Below are 23,022 nucleotides of genomic sequence, written 5' to 3' on the forward strand. Positions count from 1 at the left end.
GTTATTCGTTCGCTTATTTATTTACCCAGCTCTTTGTCAATTTCTTTAATAAGTTCAACTGCGAGTGGTTTTGTATTTTCTTTATAAACCCTTATATTATTCCTGCCTAGTTTAACAAGATATTCGAGCGTTTTTTTATATTTTGGATCTGAATATAATTCTTTTTCTGGTTTATCTGCATTTTCTATTTCTTTATCAAAACACTTAAACAAAAAATCAGTGTACATTTTATCAACGTCGTTAGCAGCTGGTACATATATTTGATAATAGGTTAAGATTTTCTGTTTTAATTTTTCGTCTTCAATGTAACCAATTTTACCGCTTGACTTAAAACCTTCATAATTGCCTACATTCAATGTTTGTCCATGTGAATGAATTGGGAAATTAACTTTGCTTTTAGACTTATAAATACTGTCAAGTTGAAAAGTCGTTAATGCTAAAATTTTTTCGTACTCTACGTTTGTCTTATGGTATGCTTTCACTTCTGTGTCTATACTTTCTACATCATTCTGTAAATCATTCCTTAAATTAGCAAGAAACACAGAAACTTCTTTTTGCTGGTGTCTGTGCTCACTCCAACTGTGCAGCCATATTGAAAGCGTGACTGCAAAAACGATTATGAATATTTCTATTATTATTTCTTTTACTTTTTCTCCCAATGTATGTTCTGAATTTTTCACAGTTTTATAAATTTTGTTTGAATGTTTCGTTATTTCTTCTTGCATAATTAGTGTTGTAATTTAACTCTGGTTCTTATTTTATAGTTTATTTAGTTCGCTATTAATTCTATGAGTTCAAAATCGACATTGTTCTTTAAGCAGGTATTTAATTCGATTCATGCAAATTGTTAATTTGATTAAATAAATACCTTCGTCTTAGTACCCGACTTTTATTTAAAAGCGAATATAAGATTATTTACAAAATCTCTTATTAATTTCTTACATACGATATAAAAAAATAATATTTTTCAATGATCAATCATTATTACTTTGTATTTTCTCACATACTTTTTCAAGAAGGCTCTTGGTCTGTTTGAAATATTTCATTTTATCATCAATCTCTTTTATTTTAGCTTGAAAAAGCTCGAGTGTTTCCGGTTTCGAATCTGTTGTTTCGAACCAGCTGGTCAATATTTTTTTTATTTCTGCTAAAGTAAACCCAACTTCTCTTGCTTCTATAATGATTTCTAATCGCTCAACAGTATTGGCATCGTAATGTTTATAGTTATTCGACAGCACCTTTTCGTTAGTCAATCCTTTGATCATTCCTAAATTCTCGTAATATCTAATAGTATGGATTGTCAATCCTGTTTTTTTTGATAATTCGTTTATAAGCATCGTTTTATTTTTTTAATGAAAACAATAAAGTATAGAGTATAGTCTACACTTTATTGTTACAAATATACCAACTTTTTACTTTTAAAGCTTTAAGAAGAAGAAATAAGAATAAACAGAATGATAAAACACCACTATAAAAATTATTTCTAATGGAGTTTTGTTATTTTTATCAAAACTTCCAACATGGACATCATCATCAAAAAAATCAAAATCACAGTTTTTGCAATCGCATTAACAACGTGTAATTATTTTTACGCTCAAACCAATAAAACAGAAACCGAACTGGATGTTTTATTTCAAAAAGCCCTTCAGTCAAAAGCTTTTAACGGAAATGTTTTAGTTGCCAAAAACGGGAAAATCATATACGAAAAGGCTTTTGGAAAAGCCGACGTAAGCAATACCATTCCATTAAATAAAGAGTATCGTTTTCATATAGGTTCAATTGCCAAAGAATTTAATGCAGTTGGAATCATGATGCTGAAAGAACAAGGGAAATTAAAGCTCGATGATCCCATTTCTAAATTTCTGCCAGAACTTCCGTCCTGGGCCAATACAATAAAAATCATCAATCTGCTTCAATACACAAGCGGACTGCCTCAAATAAAGTGGAGCGAAGTCAATCAGGATTCAGATAATATGGCACATCTGCAAAACACCTTGACACTTGATTTTGAGCCGGGAACAAAATATGATTACAATAACAACAATGTGTTTTTACAGAGACGCATTATTGAGAAAATCACCAATATGGATTTTAATTCATTTGTAATAAAAAAAATATTGAAACCTATTGGGATAAAAAATGCTGTTGTAGATCCTGATGAAAAAGAGCCTCTGCTTGCAAAATCTTTTAATGATAAAGGAAAACAGGATGTTCTTAAATATAATATTTCGGGCTGGACGGCTTTAAACTTAAAGGATTTTTACAAATGGTCTGAAGCCGTTAATTCCTTTAAAGTTATTAATCAAGAATCTACTCGTGAGCTTTTCGAACCTTTTTCTAAAGATAATCAAACTGGTCTTGGCGGAGGAACTATCGAAAACGGAAAAGTAACCAATCATATACATGATGGCGCAGCTTTTAATTATCAGGCGATATTAATCAGCAGTCCTGACTTAACCATTATTTTAATGACAAATAACAAACAAAATAATCTGGAAGAAATCAGCAATTCAATACAAGCCATAGTTGACAACAAGCCTTATAATATGATACGATAACGCGAATTTGTAATTCGTGCCCGCAAAGATTATTTTCCTTTTCGAAGATCAGCATAAAGTCTTACTGTTACCGGCACGGATTACAAATCTGCAATATCTGGATCTAAAATTGGTTTACTGATTGACGGCTCTTTTTTGGAGTATAAAATATAGATTTCAGTATTAATGCATTTTTTGTCGTCTTCGCAATTATCAAAAAGTTTATCCGGATTAACTGTTTTTGTGTAAACGCGGCCATTAACGGTATAGGAATATTTCATATAGAAACTGCTTAAACCAATTTCATAATAGTCAACAATAATTCCCGTTGTTTTAGCAGTATTATTTTTAAGTAAAATATAGGATTTAAAATCATTGTAGTAACGAAACGATACAAATACAACAATTATTGAAATTAATAAAATTGATAACGCCTTCTTTTTCGATTTCATCACAATGTTCATGTATTTCTTTTTTTGACTGCTATCAAATCTTTTTTAGCTCCCAATGTTTAACTATATAGTAATTCCAAATCCCTTTTTGAACCGTAATTTCTAATTGGTAGTCTTTTGGATTACGATTGTAATTTTTTCTATTGGTTTCAGAATTAACTTCAAAAACTTCGGTTTCGTTTTTGAATTCAAAAGAAATGTCCGGATTCTTTTTTGTATAAAACCCTGTAACATTGCAGTTTATTATTTCTATTTTGTTTTTTGCTGCTTCTTTTTTATTGATATAATTCCACATTACGTTTGCAATTTGTCCAAAACTTAAATATGAAACTATAATGCCTTGCAATAAATAAAATCCAATCACATAAATTTTAGCATATGTTTCTTTAAAACTCAAATAGGTCTTGATTAAAAATTCTCTTCTGTAGATTCCAAAAAACAGTATTCCAATAACCAACGGCAGACAAAAAACATAAATAATATATCTTACATCGTGTCCAATCGTATTATCATCATAAAATGTAAAGTTTACAATACAGAAAATCATAGCCAGAATTACAAGAAGGTAATGTATTTGTTCCCGTTTTTTCTCTTTCTTTTTAAACTTCTTTTGTTCTGTTTTTTTTAGCTTTTGCTTTTCTCTTAAATGCATTATAATTCTTTATTTTTCTTTCTGTTTATTCTAATGGCACGAATTTTTAATCAATTAAAAAGAGTTTTTATTTTTTTAATAGCCATCTATTTTTAAAAGCATTTGTTTGGCATTTTGATTGGCCGGATCTAATTCTAAAACTTTTGAATAATCATTTCTAGAAAGCTGATATTCTTTTTTGTTAAAGAAAGCTTCTCCCCGACTATCATACGCATTAGCTGATTTAGGAAATTCATTTATATTCAAGCTGAAAATTTTTAAAGCAGCATCAATTTCCTGATCTCTCAACAATTCATACCCCAATTCATTCAATTCGTTTTCGTTTGAAAAATTATAATCACTGCTTTTTTCTTTCTTAAGTTTATAATAAAGCGCAATTCCTTTGTCAATATTCTTTTTGCATTCTTTTCTTATTGTTAAAGCAATTGATTCTTTTTGAGCTTGTAATGGATAATTTTTCCAATTATTCAAGTAGGCAATACTGCAGACAATTTCTTCTACTAATTTTATGTTTCGCCCATTTGTCATTACTACAACACCGTTTCCGTCTTCAAAACTTCCTACATAATGACATACAAAACCCTCGTTACCGCCGCTATGTCTAAAATATCTTGCACCATTAAAATTATTGATAAAAACTCCCAGTTGATTTTCCAGCCTTTTTTCAGATATCTCTTTAGATAGTACCTTATTAGACTTTCCTGACAATGATAACTGTGTGTCAATTACATATTTTGATAAATCAGTTGGATTTGTCCACAACCCCGCAGCGGCTTTTTCCGGATAAATATGGTATTTTCCTTTTACTTCTATACCATTGGTGTAACCTGTTGCTAATAAATATTCTTTATCTTTGGGAGCTGGCTGGTTAAAAAAACTATTGGTCATCCCTAACGGAATCAAAACATTTTTCAACATGTAATCTTCATATTTTTCTCCCGTTGTATTTTCTAGAATAAGCTGGGAAATTGTGGTGCCGCCGCCTGAATATTGAAATTTTAAACCCGGTTCAAATATAGATCTTACGGCATTTGAATTTGCAGGTTTCAATCCGTCGAGAGTTTGGATTGTTGTGGGTAAATCAGCTCCTTTTGGATAGCCGCCAAAACCGCCGGTAGATAAACCGGCTGTATGGCTCAATAAATTGGCTATAGTTATTTTTTTTCCTTTTGAAATTGAGTCATAAGGAAATTTCCATGTTTTCAGGTAATTATTTATATCCTCATTTAAGGTTAGTTTACCTTCTTTAACCAATTTTAAAATTCCCAGACTATTGATAGATTTACTTATCGATGCTGCCTGAAAAAGTGTTTCTGTTGTTGCCGGTCTTTTTTCGCCAGCATCGGCTAAACCGTATGCTTTTACCCACTCTACTTTGTAATCTTTAATTACAGCAATGTTACTGCATTAACTTCATAAAAGGACATTCTCTCTTTTAAGGTCCATTTTTTATTTTTTGATTTATTCCATTGATTTAAATCATTTTCAAACGATTTTATTTTATCACTTGCATTTTGTGCAAAAAGGGTCAGGGAAAAAGAAAGCAGAATAATTAAATTTATTTTTTCTATTTTATTCATAAAAGCGGTTTTTGGTTAGTATTCCTTTTTGATTAGATAAAATGACGGCTGATCCTGTTACTATGTGAGATAAACCTAGATTTCATTTTACTTATTTAAGGAGATAAGTCTTATATCGTTCCATTTGTTCTTTTAACAAATATAGAAATATTTCTTACAGAGAATTTAAAAAAGCGTTCATTGAATTTGATGATTTGTTTAGCGCAAAAATGGCAGGATTGTGTATTATAAAACTGTGTTATCATACCATAAACATATCCATGCGAGATTATAACTTCTTAGAGCTATAATAATTTTTAATTATATTTGACGTTGATATTGATCTGTTTGGCAGCCTTATTGCTAAAGGAAAATCAAATCATCAAACCCAAATCTTAAAAATGAAAACAAAACTAATAACTCTTTTATTTGTAATTACCGTTATAAATATGTTTGGGCAAGCGCCGGCAACACCAAAACCTGCCAATGCGAATACAAACAATAAAGCTTTACCGCCTAGTGAGATAGTTTCTAATAAGATTGTAAGTGCACTAAAAAAAGTTCCTTTAGACGAAGCTTCAATTTTAATTTATGATTACGACGGTTCTCTTTTTTCTTATGATTTAGAATCGGAGCAAATTGGCTGGACTGTAAAAGCAACAACTCCTTTTACAGAAATGTGTGCCAATAAAGTAACAATAGCTAATGGAGTGGTTTATATTCCGTTTATAAATGGTGAAATTTATGCAGTAGATAACCAAAGCGGCGATGTATTCTGGAAATCGAGGTTGGGTAATATTACAGATCAAATTGTTCTTAAAGATCAGGTTCCGGTTGTAAGCAATGGAAAGTTGTATATAACAGCTCAAAATCAAAACGGAAGCAGTAATCTTTATGCTCTTGATACAAAAGACGGAAGCTTAGCGTGGAATTATAAACTGGATACTCCTAATAATGATGTTCCGGTATTGGCTTTCAATAACAAAATTTTTGCTCCAAGTGCCGCTAATCTTTACAGTTTTGATGCCGGCACAGGAAAAGTTTTAGGACAGAAAAGTTTTGAGGAAGGCATGCACAGTAAACCTGTAACTGATGGTGAAAATGTATTTGCAGCAAACGAAAAAAATCTGCTTTTTGCTTTAACTCCAGATAAACTAGACGTTTTATGGCAATTTAAATTAGATGAAAATCAATACAATGTAAAGGAACGCATCTTTTGCAAAGACCAAAAAATATATTTTGCAGCACAAGGTGAAACCGTTTCTTCTATATACGCTGTAGATTCAAAAACAGGAACACAGATTTGGAAAAGGGATTTTAAAGATGATAATGTAGAATATATCACCGAGGACAGCGATAACATTTGGGGTTATACTAAAAAAGGAAAGCTTTTTCAACTGGATATAACAAATGGTGAAATAGCAACTGAAATAAAATTAACCACACAGCCAATTTCAAATATCGAATTTCCGGTTGATGATACTATCTTTTATTATTGTGATGCCGGTTTAATTAAATTTGATTTAAGCACCAAAGATGAAGATTTATATTATATGCGAACTTCTCTTAAAGACGATGTTTACAGCGCATATCTAAAAATAATTCGATAAAAAAATAAGCCGTCTCAATTAGACGGCTTATTTTTTATTATTAAGTAGTAGCACAACTAATCAAATAGTTTCCTTCAACCGCTTTTATCAAAATCTCCTTAAATTCCTTCAAGTTTTCCAATTCGCTGTAATGCTGCAATTCTTTCAAATCTTCCTCATCAAAATAATTAATTATCTCTAACAAAATAGTAATTCCTTTAAGCACTCTTGAAGGCTCAAATAATAAACTATATACTTTACCATTAACATTTACGGCATTTTCACCATATTCACCAGAAGCTAGAGCATAAAACATAAAAAGCTCAAAATAATCCTCGTAAACTTCATAAGCTGGTCCCAGATTAATAAATCTAAGTTTATCTAATGATCTGATACCTCCATAAAATGATTTTGAATAATCACTGAGTCTAAATTTATCCTTTTCTTCATAACCGACTTCAAAAATTCCTAAAACAGAATTTTCACTTTTAATATAACTTTCATCTTTTTTGTAAACTCCTATATAGGTATAAACTCCCATTTTTAACTTATTTAATTGATTTCGGCTTTTCTGTTATATACAAATGCGAATATAGGTTATTCGATTTTAATCTTATCTTGAAATCCGTATCAACATAAAAAACATCTGTACTATTGCTTTTTTTCTGTCTTTTCAATTTCAAAATTCATATTATCCCTCATTAAGATTACAGAATTTACTTTTCCATTACCGAAATCGAATTTCAGCAAATTAGGATAATCTACAATTTTGAATAATCCGTTTTTTAGATAAAGTAATTCATTCTCATTTTTCCCTTTAAAAAAACCTAATAATTGAGATTCAACATAGAGGCGATTATTTTTTTCTACTATTTTGGTTTCTACTCCCTGCTGATACAGAAAATCGTCATACGTTCCTAAATAGTATTTTTCATGATATCGGGTTTTTATATAAAAGGTTATTTTAAAATTGTTCCATAAATCTCATTCAATAGATCTTGTCTTTCTTTTGAATTTCTTTGATTTAAAAGTATGATGATTCCCCAATTTTTAGTTCTATCATAACATATCATCGAAGATTGTCCCATAGAATCTCCTGATTTCAAGTAAATAGTATTTACCTCATCTGTCATAATGTTTGTTCCTAATCCCATTTCTCTTTTTTCATCTTTATAGAAAATTCTTTCTGTAATTAAAGCTGCCTGTGCGATTGCTGTTTCTTTATTCAATAGCGTTTTTAAATACATAACCATATCCGAAGCACTGGATTTAACTAATCCGGCAGATGCTGTAATATTCCAGTTAAAAATTTCCTGAAGACCTCCATTAGGATTGTGGCCGGTTGTAATGTTCTTTACATTAAAATCTTTGGTTAATGTATTGGTAAGCTGTAAAGGCTCTATTATTTTTTGGGTAATAATTTCATCATAGCTTTTGTTGTAGACTTTTTCTAATATTTGTCCCAGTAAAGTATATCCAATTGTAGAGTAACGGTATTTACCATAATCTGCTAACTCACTGCAATTATTAACGATAGCGGCAAAAGTTTTTTCAGTTAGACCGCTTATTGGCTGCTGCGGATTTTGTTCTATTAATTTGCCAAAATCTATATCAGGCAAACCGGATTGATGTGATGCCAGATCTGAAATTTTTATTTTATTTCTAAGGTTTTTATGCAGTACGTATGCTGCAGGAAGGTACTTATCTATAAAATCATCTGTTTTTATTTTATTTTCAATTACTGCTTGTGCAATTAAGTTTGAAGTCAAAATTTTAGTGATAGAAGCAATTTCAAATATGGAATTTTTATTTATTTTTATTGAACTGCCTTCTTTCAAATTACCATAAGCTGTATAGTATTCTTCGTTGTTTTTAATAAAGCCGATACTAATACCTGCGTTTGGATTTTTTTGATAAGCATTCTTTACTATTGAATCTATTTTTTTTGTGATGTCTTGTCCAAAAGAAATAGTACTTATTAATAATAGTGCGGCTAAAAATTGTAATGAAGTTTTCATTGTATCGAGTTTTTGGGTTAAAAATTATTTCGATACAAACTTGAGAAAGAAACTAATTATGTGCGACCGAATGAAAGTACTCGTACGCATTTGCTGAAAAAAATGAGTATGAATCTTTCACTACAGAAGTACGAGTAATTACAAAATGTTGTTTTACAAGTTTTTGCGATAAGAAGTGGGCGTATCGCCTGTGTGTTTTTTAAAAGCAGTATTAAAAGAAGATTTTGAATTAAAACCTACCTGATATAGAATTTCTAAAATAGTTACTTTACTTTTTGCAGCATCTTTTAAAATATCCATGGCATTTTCTATACGATAGGTATTTACAAAATCATAAAAATGCTGTTCTAATTTATGATTAATTAAAAGTGATAAGTCCCTAACCGGAATTTGAATTGCTGCAGAAACATCCTGAATCGTTAAAGCTGGGTTAAGAAACGGCTTTTCTTCAATCATATACTTTTTTAGTTTCAGCAGTTTTTCATTGAATTCATTATCATTTAAGGTTGATTGTTCTCTATTTTTTTCTTCTAAAACAATATCCGAAACCAGTTTTAATTTTGAATCAATATTTCTAAATAAACCAGGATTGTTTAATGCTTTAAATAAATACCAGCTGGTAAGAAACAGCTGTAATACGAGAATTCCAATTTTAATCGATTCAGAAATATACGGCTGATCTGAAAATTTGAAAATGTTTTTTAAAATAACGATCAGATATAGAATTGTAAGTACAACCGTAAACTGAAACAGCCAGTTATAAGAATTAATATGTATGCCTGCATTATTTTCAAGATAAAGCTTTTTTGCTTTTCTTAATAACATAAAAATGGCTATAAAATAGACAACTATCTGAATATGAAAAAGAATATGAGTGAATTGGAGTTCCATCATATTTTGTCTATTTAAGATAAACTCAATTTTAGAAGCGGTATTTACAAGATAAAATCGAGGCAGCAGAATGAAATTTGCAAATAAAAACGGAAGCAGATGTATAACATGTCTGGGTCTCAATTTAAAATCAGAATAACAAACAGATAATACGTAGAGATAAAAAACCGGAATTTGTAAAAATGCTATTGTAATTCTAAACATTCCCAAATTGGATGGGCCGTCAGTCATTAACTCAAACAAAGGACTGCTGGAATCTATTGCTGTTATAAACAAAAAAAGAGCAAAAAGAACATTGCTTATTTTATGCTTTGTTTTAACTGTAAGCAGAAAAAATGCAAGAAATAACGAAATGAATAAGGAGATTATAGTGACAATAAGCAATAAGTTAATCTTATCCATTCATTATTTTGTTTTTGGTTTAGTTAATTAAATTTGGCTTTATTCAGGCGAATATAAGAAATATTTTACTCTAATTTTTTAACTTTTAGAAATTGAAATTACACAGATCTTTAAAGCAAAAAAAGGCACGAACTCAGAAACATTCGTGCCTTTTTTATGCTATCTGTTTATAGAATAATTTAAATTTATCTAACTCTTGTTAAATCTAAATCATGAAAATCAAAACTAAAATCAATATTTGGAGAGATTCCTTTCATTTTAATAGATTGGGCTTTGCCGTTTTCATCCAGCGAAAACATGGCAAATGCATCGCAGTTCATTCCTTGGTATTCCCATTTTACAGCAAATGTATTGGCATTGTAAAAAGCCATTGGGCCGTTTAATTTTGGCGAACGGTACGATTTAAACCATAATTGTTTATTCTTTTCAAATACTTCAATTTCGCCAAACCATTTGTCTGCATACACACCAATAAAGTCTTCCTTCTTTATTTTTACGTTTTTTGCCAGTTTTACCTTTTCCCAAACTTTTTTGGTTACATCATCACCGGTATTCCTATCTTCCTTCATCCATTCGACCAATTTATCTGTCCATCCAAAATCGTCTAAACCTAAATAACTGTCTGAAATGGTATTGGAAACTGCTGAAAAAAGTCCCGCTCCGCCATTTTCAGTATTGGTTAAAATGACAATTCCTAAATTGAGATCCGGATACATCGTTACAATGGAAAGCATTCCCGGCAGTCCTCCCGTATGTGATACTTTTAGATTTCCTTTTTCATCAGATACCTGCCAGCCTAAACCATAGCCGTTAAAATGAAAATTGTATCGTGGATTTTGATCTGATTCCTGAACCGTGTGTATTCGCCACATTTCATTATGATTTTTTAAAGAAAAAAGTCTTGCTTTCGAATCTTCTCCATACTGACCTTTATTTAAACGAACCGTCATCCATTTCGCCATATCTGCAGCATTAGAAAATATCCCTCCCGCCGCAGCATTTATTTGATCTCCAAAACCATCAATTGTTTTTATAGTTCCCGATTCAGATGAATGGGGTACTGCAAAATTAGATTTATCCTTTATTAAACTGCTTCCTACAAACGTATTATTCATTTGCAAAGGGGCGATGATTCTTTTTTGTACAAACTCTTCATAACTCATACCACTCACCCTTGCAATTACTTCTCCTGCTACGACATAAAGCAAATTATCATAATCAAATTTCGTTCGAAAAGCCGAAACGGGTTTAAAGTACTGAAAACTGGTTAAGACATCTTTTATGGTAAAATTAGAACCATCAGGAAAAAACATCAAATCACCAACTCCTAGTCCAAGTCCGCTGCGATGAGTTAATAAATCCTGTATGTTAAAATTTTCAGTTACATAATCATTATACATTTTAAATTCCGGCAGATAATCTCTTACTTTATCGGTCCACTTTAATTTTCCTTCATCTTCTAAAATAGAAAGTGCGGTTGTTGTAAATGCTTTACTGTTTGAGGCAATTTGAAAATTAGTATTTTCATTTACCGCTTTTTTTGTTTCTACAGATGCTTCCCCATATCCTTTTAAGTGAATTATTTTTCCATCTTTAACAACAGCAATCGACGCGCCTGCGACATTAAATTTTGTCAAGGCAGATTCCATCAATACATCAATTTGTGAAGATGTTAATTGAGCAAAAACTGGTACAGATGAAAAACAAATGCAAATTACTAATACTAAAAAACTATTTACTTTTTTCATTTTATGGTTTTAATAAGAGATTCAAGTGTAGATTTTTTTTGATTTATCACAATCAATTGGCTTTTGTCATCGAGAAGGATTTTTGATGCAAACTCCTTGTCTGCTTTAAACTGCCATTTTTTTAATTCCTTAAATTTACTTTTAGTCAGTTTTAACTTTTGAGCATTGTCTTTATAAATTATTATCACCTTTGTCAACGGTGTTTCCTGCATTTTTTCGATACTCGTTTCTGTTATTTGATCTTCGTATTGTGTTCTGGAACGATAACGAAACATTTTATCAATGACATCAAAATCTTTTTCGTTTTCAGACAGCACATATCTGTACGTCATTATATTATCCAGTTCATTAATCCAATTTGGAAAATTTACTTCATAAGCCTGGATATAATTATCAATAAAATTTTTATCTATAGGTTTCTTCTCATCAATATATTCTTTAACCAATGGATAAATCTGCTTGGCCATAAGATTTATATACTTTTTATTGTACCAATCGTGAGTATCCATTTTTCCGTCTAATTGTCCATACACATAGCCATTGCCTAATGCGGTTGCTAAAACTTCATTCATCAATTGATAAGCATAATTACTGCATTTCGATTTATTTTCTTTAAAATAAGTATCAATTTGTGTTTTTACTTCAAGCGATTGTTCATCATAAATAATATGATAGGTTTCGTGAAGCATTACGCTGAATAGGTCTTTATAGGATTTTAGATCCGTTTGTATTGCGCTGATAAAATTATTGCAAAACGCTTGTGCAGTAAAACCTTTAGAATTGGGCAGCGGATAAAAAGCGATTTCAAAAGGAATTGCATTATCCCAGCTGGAGTTGTAAAATACTAAACCCGTATTGAAATAATTCTCTATTTGATGCTCGTTTGAATATTTGGCAATATCTTCTAATTGTTTTTCAAACTTCTCTTTGTTCGGATTATAAATCAGTTCGTTGTAAATTGGCGTAAATTCTGAAATACTTTCGGCCAAATCAATTAGTGTTTTATTTGGAATAATCCCAACAGAACGTATTTTGAAGTTTACTAAATCTCCCGTTTCAATCAGGTTCTTTTTAAGAATATCTTCCGTCTGCATCGTTTTTTTTGAGCCATAAGGAAACTCTTCAAATCTATAACTATAGTAAATTCCCAGTTTTTCGAATTTTGAAATTACATTTTTGTATTTATCATTATTATATTTTGATTTCTGAAACTCCGTTTTGAAAACATTTTCAGGATAATTTTCAGAAAGATTTTGTAAAAAAACAAAAACCGCTAATTGTTCAGAATATTTAATTTTGAAGGTTGCTTTTTGTGCAAATGAAAAAACTGGCAAAAATAAAAACAGGAGTAAAAATCTATTTCTCATTACTTTAATATGCTTATAGTTTTTAATTTCCTTGTTTCATATATGTTTTCAATTTCAACAAAAAGGACCGCATTAATAAAAATAAAAGCAATCGCAAACCAAAAATTATAATGAAAACTTAACCAGGTTGATGCTCCAAAAGAATGAGCAATTAAGACAAAAAGAGCAAAAATTTTCAGTTTTCGATTTGATAAATTATAACCTATAACTCCAATTAATACTAACCAAAGTGCACAAATTATAAATAATCCCGAAGTGTGATTCGCCATCATAAAAGCGCCTATTGGGTTTCCTTCATCTGCTTTGCTTAAATCTCCTTTCCAATATTCATCAGATTGATTTATAATCGTAATAATTTCATCAAATAGACAGGCCCAGTAAGCCGGAATTAACAGAATTAATTTAGAATTCAGGATTTTTTCTTTCATGAAATGGTGGTTGTTTGTTTTTGGTTTCTGGTATTTATTTTGCTAATATATAAGAAATATCCTTACTAAAGTCCAACACTCAAAAAACTTATCCTTCAACCAAAAAGCTTACCTTTTTTTCCACAATACTATTTCATTTGGGTTTATGACTTCATATTTTAGATCAAGTTCTATCCAAAAATTTTCAAAATATAATATCGAATCAGTGTTTTCAGAACAATAAATGCTATGTAAAGAAAGATTGTAATTTCTATTTTTTGTAAGATGGGAATTAAAGTCTCCTTTTACTTTTTTTAAAATATGCTCTAAATTCCAAATATCATCATCATTCACAAATTTTCTTCGGAGTATATTATTCTTAATTTCTTCAACTGATAAATTTTCTACAGTCTGTTCCTGATCCTCATTAAGACATCCAAAATATTCTCCGCAAACAAAATCACCACTTCCACTGGTTTTATATTCTTTAGTTTCTTTATTATAAACTATTGGCCCAGGTCCTATTAATCGTCCCCTTTCGTCATCTTCATAAAATTCTTTATGCTTATACGTTATAAATAGATACTTCGAACTGTCTATGAATTCATGAATAACATAATCAGTACCAACAAAATCATTTATCATTTCCTGAACCAAGTCTCTGTCAATTTCCATAAATTTATTTCAATATTTTCAAATTATGCTTTTACCAATCACATTATCTCAAACTAAAAAACACAAAACTTATCCTTCCACCAAACAAATCTCAAAAACCGTTTTCTCATTCTCGTTTTTAAACGAAATATAACCTCCGTGCGCTTCAATAATATTTTTAGACAAGGTTAGGCCAATTCCCGCACCTTCATTTCGGGTGGTAAAAAAGGGCAGGAAAATTTTGTTTTCAATTTCTTTTTCAATGCCATTTCCATTATCAATTATTTTAATGTAGGTTCTGTTTTCTTTGGCTTCCGCCGAAATTAAAATCTGCTTCTCGCTGCTATTCTTTAAGGCGTTTATTGAATTCGTTAAAAGGTTAATGATGACTTGTTCTGTTTGCTGGGTATCGACATTTATCAAACGTTTTAAAGAAACCGAATTCACCACTTCAATTCCGTCTTTCTTAAATAACGGATTCATGATTTGCAGACAATTATCAATCAAATTTTTCAACTCTATTTTTTCTTTTTTAGGAGAAGGAAGCATTGCCAGTTTTCTATAACCTTCAACAAATTTCTGCAAATGGTCACTTCGCCTTAACATGGTTTCGACACTGTTTTTAATATCTTCTAAATCTTCTGCCGAAAGCGAATCCTGTTCTACCAAATCCTGTAGGTTTTGGCAAATAGAACGAATGGGCGTTATAGAATTTAAAAGTTCATGCGAAATCACTTTCATCAAATTTACCCACGCATCTTTCTCTTTTTTATCGACAACATTCTGGATAGAATCTAATAAAACGATATAATAATCACGCTCGAAAATCTCGGTTCTTGAAGCCTGTAAAACAAAAGTCTGATTATTTTGTTCATTGATACTGATTTCTACAGACGTTTTTATTTCATGAAAATCGTCAGCTTCAATAATTTCGCAAAGAGATGGCAGTTGATTTTTAAGATATTTCCATTTTGAAACTTTCGGAACATTAAAATGAGACGAAAAATAATCGTTCATCAAAAATATACCCCAATTATTATCCTGTTTTTCTAAAATGATAATTCCGGTTTCGATATTATTTAAAATAGAACGGTAAATAATATCTTTTGAAATTTGTTCATTTTGTCTGTTCTTCAAAGTATCATACAATAGAAACAAATCATCATAGCTTTTATTGCTTTTGTGCTTCGTAAAATCGGATGTAAAATCATTTTGAAGTATTGATGCAATAGTTTTATCATAAAGCAAAACAAAATTCCGAACATAAAAATACATTTCGCGAATGAGCAGAAAAACAATAAAAAAACCAAATATGCCTGTAAAAAGCAAATTGATTTTAAAGAAATAAATCGAAAATTCAATCGCTGCAATAATGGCAAGCAATCGAAAAAAAAGCAGTTTATAAGTTTGCAGCGATTTAAACATACTAATTAATGTTGATATTATATTTCTCTAAACGTCTGTACAAAGAACCTCTTGACAAACCCAGTTCTTCGGCTGTTTTGCTGATATTGCTTCCATGTTTTAAAAGCGCTTTTTCGATCGTGGCTTTTTCTACAGAAGAAAGCTGAATGTCATCCGGATTTTCATCATAAGGAGTGATGATTTCTAAATCCAGATCTGAAACGGTGATTTTATTGTTTTCGCACAGAATAACAGCGCGTTCAATTTTATTTTCCATTTCACGGATGTTTCCGTTCCAGGCGTGTTTTTCAATTTGTTCCAATACTTTTTTCTCAAAAGTAATTTCGCCTCTTCCGTATTTATCTCTCATTTTTTCCAGAAGATATTCAGCAAGCGGTATTTTATCTTCGTTTCTTTCTCTCAACGGAGGCAGTACAATTTCCATTGTATTAATTCTATAATACAAATCTTCCCTGAAATTTTTATCGGCCGCTTCCAGTTTCAAATTCAAATTGGTTGCCGTAATAATTCGCACATTTAAAGGTCTGGCTTTTGTTTCGCCTAGTCTCGTTACGGTTTTGGTTTGAATAACCTGTAATAATTTGGATTGTAAATGCAGCGGAACATTTCCTATTTCATCTAAAAAAATAGTTCCGTTCTGCGCCATTTCAAAACGTCCCGGCGTATCTATTTTAGCATCTGTAAAAGCACCTTTTGCATACCCAAACAATTCACTTTCAAAAATATTCGAATTCAGAGAACCTAAATCAACGGCAATAAACGGATTATTTTTTCTTTCGGATTGACTGTAAATATGATGTGCCAAAACAAACTTTCCTGTTCCGTTTTCACCCAGAATCAAAACATTGGCATCGGTTTTGGCCACTTTATCGGCAAGAGAATAGGCTTTTTTTATAATTTCAGAAGTTCCAATAAAAAAGTCGTTTTCAATTTCAATCTCTTTGCTCTTTTTTTGTTCTTTACGAGATTTATCTACCGCCTGCTTTACAGATTCTAATAGTTTTTTGTTTTCCCAGGGTTTCAAAATATAATCAAAAGCACCAGATTTTAATCCTTCAACTGCCGTTTCCACTTTTCCAAAAGCCGTCATTAAAATCACAACCGTTTTTGGCGAAAGCGTTTTTATTTCTTTTAATAAATACAACCCTTCTCTTCCATCTTCAAAACCTATTCGGTAATTCATGTCGAGCAAAACGACATCAATTCTTTTTTCAGATAATAATTCGACAATATTTTTTGGATTATTGAGTGTGTAAATCTCTTCAAAATATTTTTTTAAGTACACTTTCGACGCAAAAAGAATATCTTCCTGATCATCTATGATTAAAATTGAAGCGTTTGTCTTTTTCATTATTGTTCAGTTTTGGACAAAAAGTGTCCAATTATGGACATTGTGATTTTTTTGTAAAAAATAAAATTTTAAAAATTAAGCAGTTACAAATTTTAATTTTCTGGCATGAAAATCACATTTCTACTTGTAAATCAATTAATTATTAAAGTCTTTCAGAGGTAAAAATAACAAAATAAATATCTATCAGCCGCATTATTAATTATCTTAATTTTCGGCCGTATTTCTTTTACTTCTGAAGATCAAAAAACGAACATCAATCAAATTTAAAAAAAATCAATTATGATTACCATTAAGAATCTTTCAAAAATTTTTAGGACCGAAGAAGTAGAAACAAAGGCTTTAAGCGAAATTTCATTAACGATAAAAGAAGGTGATTTTGTCTCGATAATGGGACCATCCGGAAGCGGTAAATCGACTTTATTAAATATCATTGGATTATTGGACAGTGCTTCAGGCGGAAGTTATCAATTACTAAATCAGGAAATGATTGGCATTAAAGAAAAAGCAAAATCAAAAGCCCGAAAAGAAAATATTGGATTCATTTTTCAGAATTTTAATTTAATCGATGAATTATCGGTTTATGATAATATCGAATTACCGCTGCTTTACAATAATATTCCGGCATCAGATAGAAAGAAAAAAGTAGAAAATATTGCCAATATATTAGGTATCTCACATCGCCTGAAACATTTTCCGCAACAGCTTTCGGGAGGACAACAACAGCGTGTGGCCGTTGCAAGAGCCTTAATCAATGACCCGAAAATTATTCTTGCTGATGAACCTACAGGAAATCTGGACAGTAAAAACGGTAATGAGGTAATGGAATTATTAACAGATCTTCATGCTGGCGGTGCCACAATTTTAATGGTTACACATTCTGATTATGATGCTTCATTTTCGCAGAGAACTATTTTAATGAGAGATGGAATTATTCTTTCGGAAAAATTAAACCACAAAAATGTAGACGTCTTAGTAACTGCTAAAAATTAGAATCATGCTCAAAAACTGGATTAACATATTTATCTACCATATCAAAAACAACAAATTCTTTACGGCTTTGAATGTTTTGGGTTTGAGTATTGGAATTGCGGGTTTAATTTTTGCGATTTTGTATTGGAACGACGAACATAGTTATGACCAATGGAATCCTAATAAAGAAAATATATTTTTAGTCGCTAACCAAATGGATGCGACTACATACTGGGCCTCAAGTTCGGCACCAGTTGGATCTGCGATAAAACAAATAAGTCCTGATGTCGAATCATACTGTTATTTAAGCGGCGAATACGAAAATGATATCATTCGTTTTAATAATAAAAAAATTCAGTCAGACAAAATTGTTTCAGCTCAAAAGAATTTTTTTGATTTTTTTCCTTATGAATTTATTCAAGGCAGTCCAAAAAAGGCATTACCAGATGTAAACAGTATTTGTTTATCACAAGATCTGGCTGTTCAGATTTTTGGAAATGAAAGCCCTTTGGGAAAGCAGGTAATTTTGCAACATAAAAACCTAATTGTAAGGGGTGTTTATAAACTAGACAAAAAATCAGTTTATAACCCGTCCTGCGTGGTTAACTTTATGGATGAACGAGTAAATGGAAACATTCAAGCCTGGGGAAATTTTCAATTTGTTCTTTTATTAAAACTTAAAAACCCAAACAATCAGAAACAAGTGACCGATAACCTTCAGAATATATATTTTGAAAATATGACCGCTCGCTATGCAAAACTAAAAGGCATTTCGCCAAAAGAATTTATTCGAAAATTTGGTGAAGTAAAACCTGGTTTAGAGCCATTATCATCACTTCGTCTGCATTCAAAAACCGGCAGTCTGATTGAAGAAAAAGGGAATTATCAATTTTTACTTATTATGGTTGGATTATCAGTTTTAATCCTAATCTTATCAATTGTAAATTATGTCAATTCTGCAACGGCAAATGCTGTAAAAAGAGCCAAAGAAGTTGGGGTTCGCAAAATTATCGGCGCTTCAAAATCAGCTATAATTCAGCAGTTTATTTTTGAAACAGCAATAATTTCGCTGCTTTCTATTTTAATATCGCTTGTTATTGTAGAGCTTTCTCTTCCTTATTATAATGCTTTTTTAGAAAAAACACTTGTACTGCAAAGCGGTCAGTTTTATTTACAGCTTGTTGTTATATTTATTGTAACCTTAGTATTGGCAGGGATATTTCCGGCAGTTTATGTTTCTAATTTTGAATCGCTAAAAGTATTGAAGGGAAATTTTGGAAGAAGCAAAAGCGGTGTCTGGCTTAGAAACGGTATGCTGATTTTTCAATTTGCTGTAGCCTCTTTCTTTATTGTTGGGTCTTATATTGTGTACAAGCAAATAGATCTTATGAATTCTAAAGACCTTGGGTTTAGCGGTAAACAGATTTTAAATATTTCATATCGAAATATCTATGGTGAAGGAATTACAGATAAAGACCGTTTGGATCGATACAGCATTATTAAAAACCAATTGCTGCATGTAAAAGGAGTCCAGCAAGTTGCAGGTGGTGGTTTTGTTTTTGGAAACGGCGCTAAATCAGTGACAACTTATCAATATAAAGATATAAGTGTTGATGGAAATAATACTCCTATTGATTTTGGACTATTGGAAATGATGAAAATAAAAATGGTAAAAGGCCGTTATTTTAGCCCCAAATTTGCACAGGATACAATTTCATCGATGTTAATTAATGAAACGGCTTTAAAATTATTGAACGAAAAAGATCCGATAGGAAAAAAGGTAGACTACATGGACGGTAAAGAAGTTATCATTGTGGGAGTTGTCAAAGATTTTAATTTAGGTAATCCCGGTGAGCCAATTCCTCCAATGTCTTTTTTCCATTTTAAAGCCATGCCTTGGTCCACATCAACTTTGAATAATATTTACATTACTGCAGATCCTAAAACCATGCAGCAAACGGTAGCTGGTATAGAAGATTTGTGGACAACAAAAGTAGATCCCGATTATCCTTTTTTATATGATTTTGTTGACAAAGAATACAAAAGATCATACAGCAGATATGTAAAACAAAAAAATATTTTCTCTTTATTGAATATTGTGGTTATTGTAATTGCGCTTTTCGGATTGTTTGCTTTAGCTTCATATTCTATTGAAAGACGCATGAAAGAAATCGCAATTCGAAAAACACTGGGAGCAGAAACAAATGTTTTATTAAAGGAACTCTGCAAACAATATGTTGGTTTTAGTATAATTGGTTTTTTAATTGCTTTATTCCCTGTCTATTATTTACTTAATATATGGCTGGAAAATTTTGCCTACAGAATAACCATATCTATATATCCTTTTTTAATTGGTTTTATGGCTTTGCTTTCATTAACCCTATTAGTTGTGCTTTCCAGAGCTTATCAGGCAACAAAAGTTGATGTTTTAAAATATCTGAAATATGAATAATAATATCGCTTTTGTTTTTTCTACTAACTCCAAACACAAACTATGATACTAAATTATATCAATATATTTATTTACCAGTTAAAGCATAATAAACTATTCTCATTATTAAATATTTTAGGTTTATCAATAGGGATTGCAGGATTAATATTTGCCTTACTTTACTGGAACGACGAACAGAGTTATAATAAATGGAATCTGGAAAAAGACAATGTTTATCAGGTTTTGGTACAGCTAACTGACATGCCTGTTGGCAGCGATCATCCCGTACGATTTAAAGCCTATTTAGAAAAAGATTCTAATGTCGAAAACATAGTTTTTGCAGATAGCTGGTATCAAAAAAGTAAAATTATTTATAACGGCAAGAAAGAATTCGTTGATAAAATTATCAATGTCGAAAGTGATTTCTTTTCTCTGTTTCCTTTTAAAATTATACAAGGAAATGGCTCTAGTGCGCTAAAGGACGGGACAAGTATCGCTATATCTGAAGATCTGGCAAAACGTGTTTTTGGTAATGAAAATCCAATTGGCAAACAAATTAACTGCCTTGACAATTTGTTTGTAGTTCGTGCCGTATATCGTATTCCCGGTAAATCTTCGATTGCTCCTAATGTTATTGTAAATCGAATGAAAGATCTTGTTGATCCTTCTAAAAGTCGAAATCTGTTTGCCTTAAAAATACTTTTAAAAGTAAAAGATCCATCAAAAGTGGAGCTAACACGCAAAATGCTAGAAAAGACATATTATGATGAAGTTATTGTAAAAGAAGCCAGACAAGCTGGTTTTACTCCTGATGAAATGGCAAAAAAAGTGGGACATTTTACAGTTTTCATGGAACCTCTTTCTAAAGCCAGATTACATTCTATCACAGATGGTTATCCTGAAGGCCGAGGCAGTTATCAGTTTTTGTTGATCATGATGGGACTCTCTATTTTGATTCTCATTTTATCTATAGTCAATTATATAAATTTAGCCACGGCCAATGCAATAAAACGCGCTAAAGAAGTAGGTGTTCGCAAAATTGTTGGTGCATCAAAAAGCCATATTATTTTTCAATTTATATTTGAAACAACCTTAATCAGTTTATTTTCAATCTTGCTGGCTTTAGTAATTGTAGAATTGACTTTGCCTTATTACAATAATTTTTTAAATAAAAATTTAATGATTATTGGAACCCAATTCTATTTACAACTCATTCTAATTTTTGTTGTTACAATTTTGGCAGCAGGAATATTTCCAGCATTGTATGTTTCTAATTTTGAAACTTTAAAGGTGTTAAAAGGTGATTTTTCAAGAAGTAAAAACGGTGTTTGGCTGCGCAACGGAATGTTGAATTTTCAATTTGCTATTGCAGCATTTTTTATTATTGGTTCCAACATTGTATATGAGCAAGTAAAATATTTAAATAATAAAGACCTTGGTTTTAAAGGAGATCAGCTTATTGCGATTACCTTAAATCTTCTGCCGTCTGATCATGAAGGAGAAAACATCGACAAAAATATTTTCAATAAATACAATACAATAAAGCAAGAGTTAAACAAAATTGAAGGAGTTGAAAACGTTTCAACCGGACTTATATCTTTTGATGGTACAGACAATTCGCTGGCACCTCTTTTATATCACGATGTACTTTTTAAAGCAAAACATATTGGGATCGATTTTGGAATGCTTGAAATGATGAAAATCAAAATAGCGAAAGGCAGAGGACTAGATAGAAGATTGGCTTCTGACACTATAAATTCTGTCATGATCAATGAAACAGCTGCGAAGTTGATGAACATGAAAACTCCAATTGGAGAGGAAATTCTAATTAGAAATCAAAAGTTAAGGATTGTTGGTATCGTAAAAGATTTCAATTTATTGAGTCCCGAAGTCAAAGTTCCTCCAATGACATTTTATCATATAGAAACCTTGCATATGGCAGAAAATATGAATGTTGTTTATGTAAAATTAAAATCGCAAAAAATTGGAAATACCCTTTCAGATATTGAGAAATTCTGGACAGCAAATGTTGACAAAGAATATCCTTTTCAATATGATTTTGTAGACAAACAATATGCAAGAACCTATGAAAACTACACCAAACAAAAGAATTTATTTTCGCTCCTCAACATTGTAGTAATTCTAATTGCGCTATTTGGTTTGTTTGCGCTGGCATCCTATTCTATACAAAGACGAATGAAAGAAATTGCGATTAGAAAAACGCTTGGCGCTGAAACGAATACTTTATTAAGAGAGTTATCGAAACAATATATTTTATATTGTATAATTGGTTTTTTAATTGCGCTTTTTCCAGTATACTATTTTCTAAAAAAATGGCTTGAGAATTTTGCATTCAGGATTGAGATAAGTTTGTTTCCGTTTATTCTTGGGTTTGCCATTTTATTAATTCTGACTCTGTCAATTGTATTATCACGAGCTTATATTGCGGCTAAAACTGATATTTTGAAATACTTGAAATATGAATAAAAAGTTCTTTATAAATTTATAGAAGGTATTAATTCACTTAAACCGAAAAAGACTCCAATGTTTTTATTGGAGTCTTTTCAATA

20 protein-coding genes are annotated in these 23,022 nt (G+C 30.9%); 5 read left to right on the forward strand and 15 right to left on the reverse strand.

All coding sequences use genetic code 11. The features are described 5' to 3' along the window. Nucleotides 1–17 precede the first annotated feature (17 nt). Together L1276_RS22210 and L1276_RS22215 are read right to left on the reverse strand one after the other, a co-directional pair. The gene (locus L1276_RS22210) at nucleotides 18–680 is read right to left on the reverse strand and encodes a DUF6090 family protein (RefSeq protein ID WP_253791680.1); all 663 of its coding nucleotides are present in this window, start codon (nucleotides 678–680) and stop codon (nucleotides 18–20) included. A 294-nt stretch (nucleotides 681–974) separates the two neighbouring features. Further along, complete coding sequence (locus tag L1276_RS22215) at nucleotides 975–1,337, reverse strand: MerR family transcriptional regulator (RefSeq protein WP_253791681.1); 363 nt, start codon at nucleotides 1,335–1,337, stop codon at nucleotides 975–977. A gap of 183 nt (nucleotides 1,338–1,520) precedes the next feature. On the opposite strand from L1276_RS22215, the gene L1276_RS22220 reads away from it, so the two are divergent. Beyond that, complete coding sequence (locus tag L1276_RS22220) at nucleotides 1,521–2,558, forward strand: serine hydrolase (protein ID WP_253791683.1); 1,038 nt, start codon at nucleotides 1,521–1,523, stop codon at nucleotides 2,556–2,558. A gap of 80 nt (nucleotides 2,559–2,638) precedes the next feature. On the opposite strand, the gene L1276_RS22225 is transcribed toward L1276_RS22220, so the two are convergent. The 4 genes from L1276_RS22225 to L1276_RS22240 all read right to left on the reverse strand — a co-directional run bounded on the left by L1276_RS22225 (nucleotide 2,639) and on the right by L1276_RS22240 (nucleotide 5,221). Further along, entirely contained in the window at nucleotides 2,639–3,001 is a 363-nt protein-coding gene (locus tag L1276_RS22225; RefSeq protein ID WP_253791685.1) for a hypothetical protein, read from the reverse strand. A gap of 22 nt (nucleotides 3,002–3,023) precedes the next feature. Beyond that, nucleotides 3,024–3,641 (reverse strand): hypothetical protein, encoded by a 618-nt coding sequence (locus L1276_RS22230; protein WP_253791687.1) that lies wholly within the window; start codon nucleotides 3,639–3,641, stop codon nucleotides 3,024–3,026. A gap of 75 nt (nucleotides 3,642–3,716) precedes the next feature. After that, complete coding sequence (locus L1276_RS22235) at nucleotides 3,717–5,039, reverse strand: serine hydrolase (RefSeq protein WP_371924218.1); 1,323 nt, start codon at nucleotides 5,037–5,039, stop codon at nucleotides 3,717–3,719. Continuing rightward, nucleotides 5,030–5,221 carry a hypothetical protein gene (locus tag L1276_RS22240; RefSeq protein ID WP_253791689.1) on the reverse strand — a complete coding sequence of 64 codons (192 nt, stop codon included), beginning with the start codon at nucleotides 5,219–5,221 and terminating at the stop codon, nucleotides 5,030–5,032. The genes L1276_RS22235 and L1276_RS22240 overlap by 10 nt, the downstream gene beginning before the upstream one ends. Before the next feature lie 380 nt (nucleotides 5,222–5,601). Here L1276_RS22240 and L1276_RS22245 point away from each other — a divergent pair, with 380 nt between their 5' ends. After that, entirely contained in the window at nucleotides 5,602–6,810 is a 1,209-nt protein-coding gene (locus L1276_RS22245; RefSeq protein ID WP_253791691.1) for a PQQ-binding-like beta-propeller repeat protein, read from the forward strand. A gap of 40 nt (nucleotides 6,811–6,850) precedes the next feature. On the opposite strand, the gene L1276_RS22250 is transcribed toward L1276_RS22245, so the two are convergent. The 9 genes from L1276_RS22250 to L1276_RS22290 all read right to left on the reverse strand — a co-directional run bounded on the left by L1276_RS22250 (nucleotide 6,851) and on the right by L1276_RS22290 (nucleotide 17,052). After that, nucleotides 6,851–7,330 carry a hypothetical protein gene (locus L1276_RS22250; protein ID WP_253791693.1) on the reverse strand — a complete coding sequence of 160 codons (480 nt, stop codon included), beginning with the start codon at nucleotides 7,328–7,330 and terminating at the stop codon, nucleotides 6,851–6,853. Nucleotides 7,331–7,748: 418 nt separating this feature from the next. After that, a complete protein-coding gene (locus L1276_RS22255; RefSeq protein ID WP_253791695.1) occupies nucleotides 7,749–8,807 on the reverse strand; it encodes a serine hydrolase in 1,059 nt (352 codons plus the stop codon). Nucleotides 8,808–8,960: 153 nt separating this feature from the next. Beyond that, a complete protein-coding gene (locus L1276_RS22260; RefSeq protein WP_253791697.1) occupies nucleotides 8,961–10,100 on the reverse strand; it encodes an AraC family transcriptional regulator in 1,140 nt (379 codons plus the stop codon). Between the two features lie 185 nt (nucleotides 10,101–10,285). Continuing rightward, complete coding sequence (locus tag L1276_RS22265; RefSeq protein ID WP_253791699.1) at nucleotides 10,286–11,848, reverse strand: serine hydrolase; 1,563 nt, start codon at nucleotides 11,846–11,848, stop codon at nucleotides 10,286–10,288. Next, on the reverse strand, nucleotides 11,845–13,215 hold the full coding sequence (locus L1276_RS22270) for a hypothetical protein (RefSeq protein ID WP_253791701.1): 1,371 nt from the start codon (nucleotides 13,213–13,215) through the stop codon (nucleotides 11,845–11,847). Before L1276_RS22270 ends, L1276_RS22265 begins: the two co-directional genes overlap by 4 nt. Further along, a complete protein-coding gene (locus L1276_RS22275; RefSeq protein ID WP_253791703.1) occupies nucleotides 13,215–13,643 on the reverse strand; it encodes a hypothetical protein in 429 nt (142 codons plus the stop codon). The genes L1276_RS22270 and L1276_RS22275 overlap by 1 nt, the downstream gene beginning before the upstream one ends. A 108-nt stretch (nucleotides 13,644–13,751) precedes the next feature. Continuing rightward, nucleotides 13,752–14,297 (reverse strand): hypothetical protein, encoded by a 546-nt coding sequence (locus L1276_RS22280; protein WP_253791704.1) that lies wholly within the window; start codon nucleotides 14,295–14,297, stop codon nucleotides 13,752–13,754. A 69-nt stretch (nucleotides 14,298–14,366) separates the two neighbouring features. Next, nucleotides 14,367–15,701: a PAS domain-containing sensor histidine kinase gene (locus L1276_RS22285; RefSeq protein ID WP_253791705.1), complete on the reverse strand. Its 1,335-nt coding sequence runs from the start codon at nucleotides 15,699–15,701 to the stop codon at nucleotides 14,367–14,369. Between the two features lies 1 nt (nucleotide 15,702). Continuing rightward, nucleotides 15,703–17,052, reverse strand: coding sequence for a sigma-54 dependent transcriptional regulator (locus L1276_RS22290; RefSeq protein ID WP_253791706.1), 1,350 nt, complete (start codon nucleotides 17,050–17,052; stop codon nucleotides 15,703–15,705). A gap of 279 nt (nucleotides 17,053–17,331) precedes the next feature. Here L1276_RS22290 and L1276_RS22295 point away from each other — a divergent pair, with 279 nt between their 5' ends. The 3 genes from L1276_RS22295 to L1276_RS22305 are packed head-to-tail and all read left to right on the forward strand — an operon-like array spanning nucleotide 17,332 to nucleotide 22,939. Beyond that, entirely contained in the window at nucleotides 17,332–18,042 is a 711-nt protein-coding gene (locus L1276_RS22295) for an ABC transporter ATP-binding protein (protein ID WP_253791707.1), read from the forward strand. Between the two features lie 4 nt (nucleotides 18,043–18,046). Then, nucleotides 18,047–20,473, forward strand: coding sequence for an ABC transporter permease (locus tag L1276_RS22300; protein WP_253791708.1), 2,427 nt, complete (start codon nucleotides 18,047–18,049; stop codon nucleotides 20,471–20,473). Nucleotides 20,474–20,515: 42 nt separating this feature from the next. Then, nucleotides 20,516–22,939 carry an ABC transporter permease gene (locus L1276_RS22305; protein WP_253791709.1) on the forward strand — a complete coding sequence of 808 codons (2,424 nt, stop codon included), beginning with the start codon at nucleotides 20,516–20,518 and terminating at the stop codon, nucleotides 22,937–22,939. Nucleotides 22,940–23,022 lie beyond the last annotated feature (83 nt).

Source organism: Flavobacterium sp. HSC-32F16 (assembly GCF_024171645.1).
Classification (GTDB): Bacteria; Bacteroidota; Bacteroidia; order Flavobacteriales; family Flavobacteriaceae; genus Flavobacterium.

Bases quoted from the DNA above. Each gene is read 5' to 3' on its own strand.
- L1276_RS22285 (WP_253791705.1), bottom strand. From the start codon at position 15,701: ATGTTTAAATCGCTGCAAACTTATAAACTGCTTTTTTTTCGATTGCTT.
- L1276_RS22230 (WP_253791687.1), bottom strand. From the start codon at position 3,641: ATGCATTTAAGAGAAAAGCAAAAGCTAAAAAAAACAGAACAAAAGAAG.
- L1276_RS22240 (WP_253791689.1), bottom strand. From the start codon at position 5,221: ATGAATAAAATAGAAAAAATAAATTTAATTATTCTGCTTTCTTTTTCC.
- L1276_RS22225 (WP_253791685.1), bottom strand. From the start codon at position 3,001: ATGAACATTGTGATGAAATCGAAAAAGAAGGCGTTATCAATTTTATTA.
- L1276_RS22250 (WP_253791693.1), bottom strand. From the start codon at position 7,330: ATGGGAGTTTATACCTATATAGGAGTTTACAAAAAAGATGAAAGTTAT.
- L1276_RS22300 (WP_253791708.1), top strand. From the start codon at position 18,047: ATGCTCAAAAACTGGATTAACATATTTATCTACCATATCAAAAACAAC.
- L1276_RS22280 (WP_253791704.1), bottom strand. From the start codon at position 14,297: ATGGAAATTGACAGAGACTTGGTTCAGGAAATGATAAATGATTTTGTT.
- L1276_RS22295 (WP_253791707.1), top strand. From the start codon at position 17,332: ATGATTACCATTAAGAATCTTTCAAAAATTTTTAGGACCGAAGAAGTA.
- L1276_RS22220 (WP_253791683.1), top strand. From the start codon at position 1,521: ATGGACATCATCATCAAAAAAATCAAAATCACAGTTTTTGCAATCGCA.
- L1276_RS22270 (WP_253791701.1), bottom strand. From the start codon at position 13,215: ATGAGAAATAGATTTTTACTCCTGTTTTTATTTTTGCCAGTTTTTTCA.
- L1276_RS22290 (WP_253791706.1), bottom strand. From the start codon at position 17,052: ATGAAAAAGACAAACGCTTCAATTTTAATCATAGATGATCAGGAAGAT.
- L1276_RS22255 (WP_253791695.1), bottom strand. From the start codon at position 8,807: ATGAAAACTTCATTACAATTTTTAGCCGCACTATTATTAATAAGTACT.
- L1276_RS22305 (WP_253791709.1), top strand. From the start codon at position 20,516: ATGATACTAAATTATATCAATATATTTATTTACCAGTTAAAGCATAAT.
- L1276_RS22260 (WP_253791697.1), bottom strand. From the start codon at position 10,100: ATGGATAAGATTAACTTATTGCTTATTGTCACTATAATCTCCTTATTC.
- L1276_RS22265 (WP_253791699.1), bottom strand. From the start codon at position 11,848: ATGAAAAAAGTAAATAGTTTTTTAGTATTAGTAATTTGCATTTGTTTT.
- L1276_RS22275 (WP_253791703.1), bottom strand. From the start codon at position 13,643: ATGAAAGAAAAAATCCTGAATTCTAAATTAATTCTGTTAATTCCGGCT.
- L1276_RS22215 (WP_253791681.1), bottom strand. From the start codon at position 1,337: ATGCTTATAAACGAATTATCAAAAAAAACAGGATTGACAATCCATACT.
- L1276_RS22245 (WP_253791691.1), top strand. From the start codon at position 5,602: ATGAAAACAAAACTAATAACTCTTTTATTTGTAATTACCGTTATAAAT.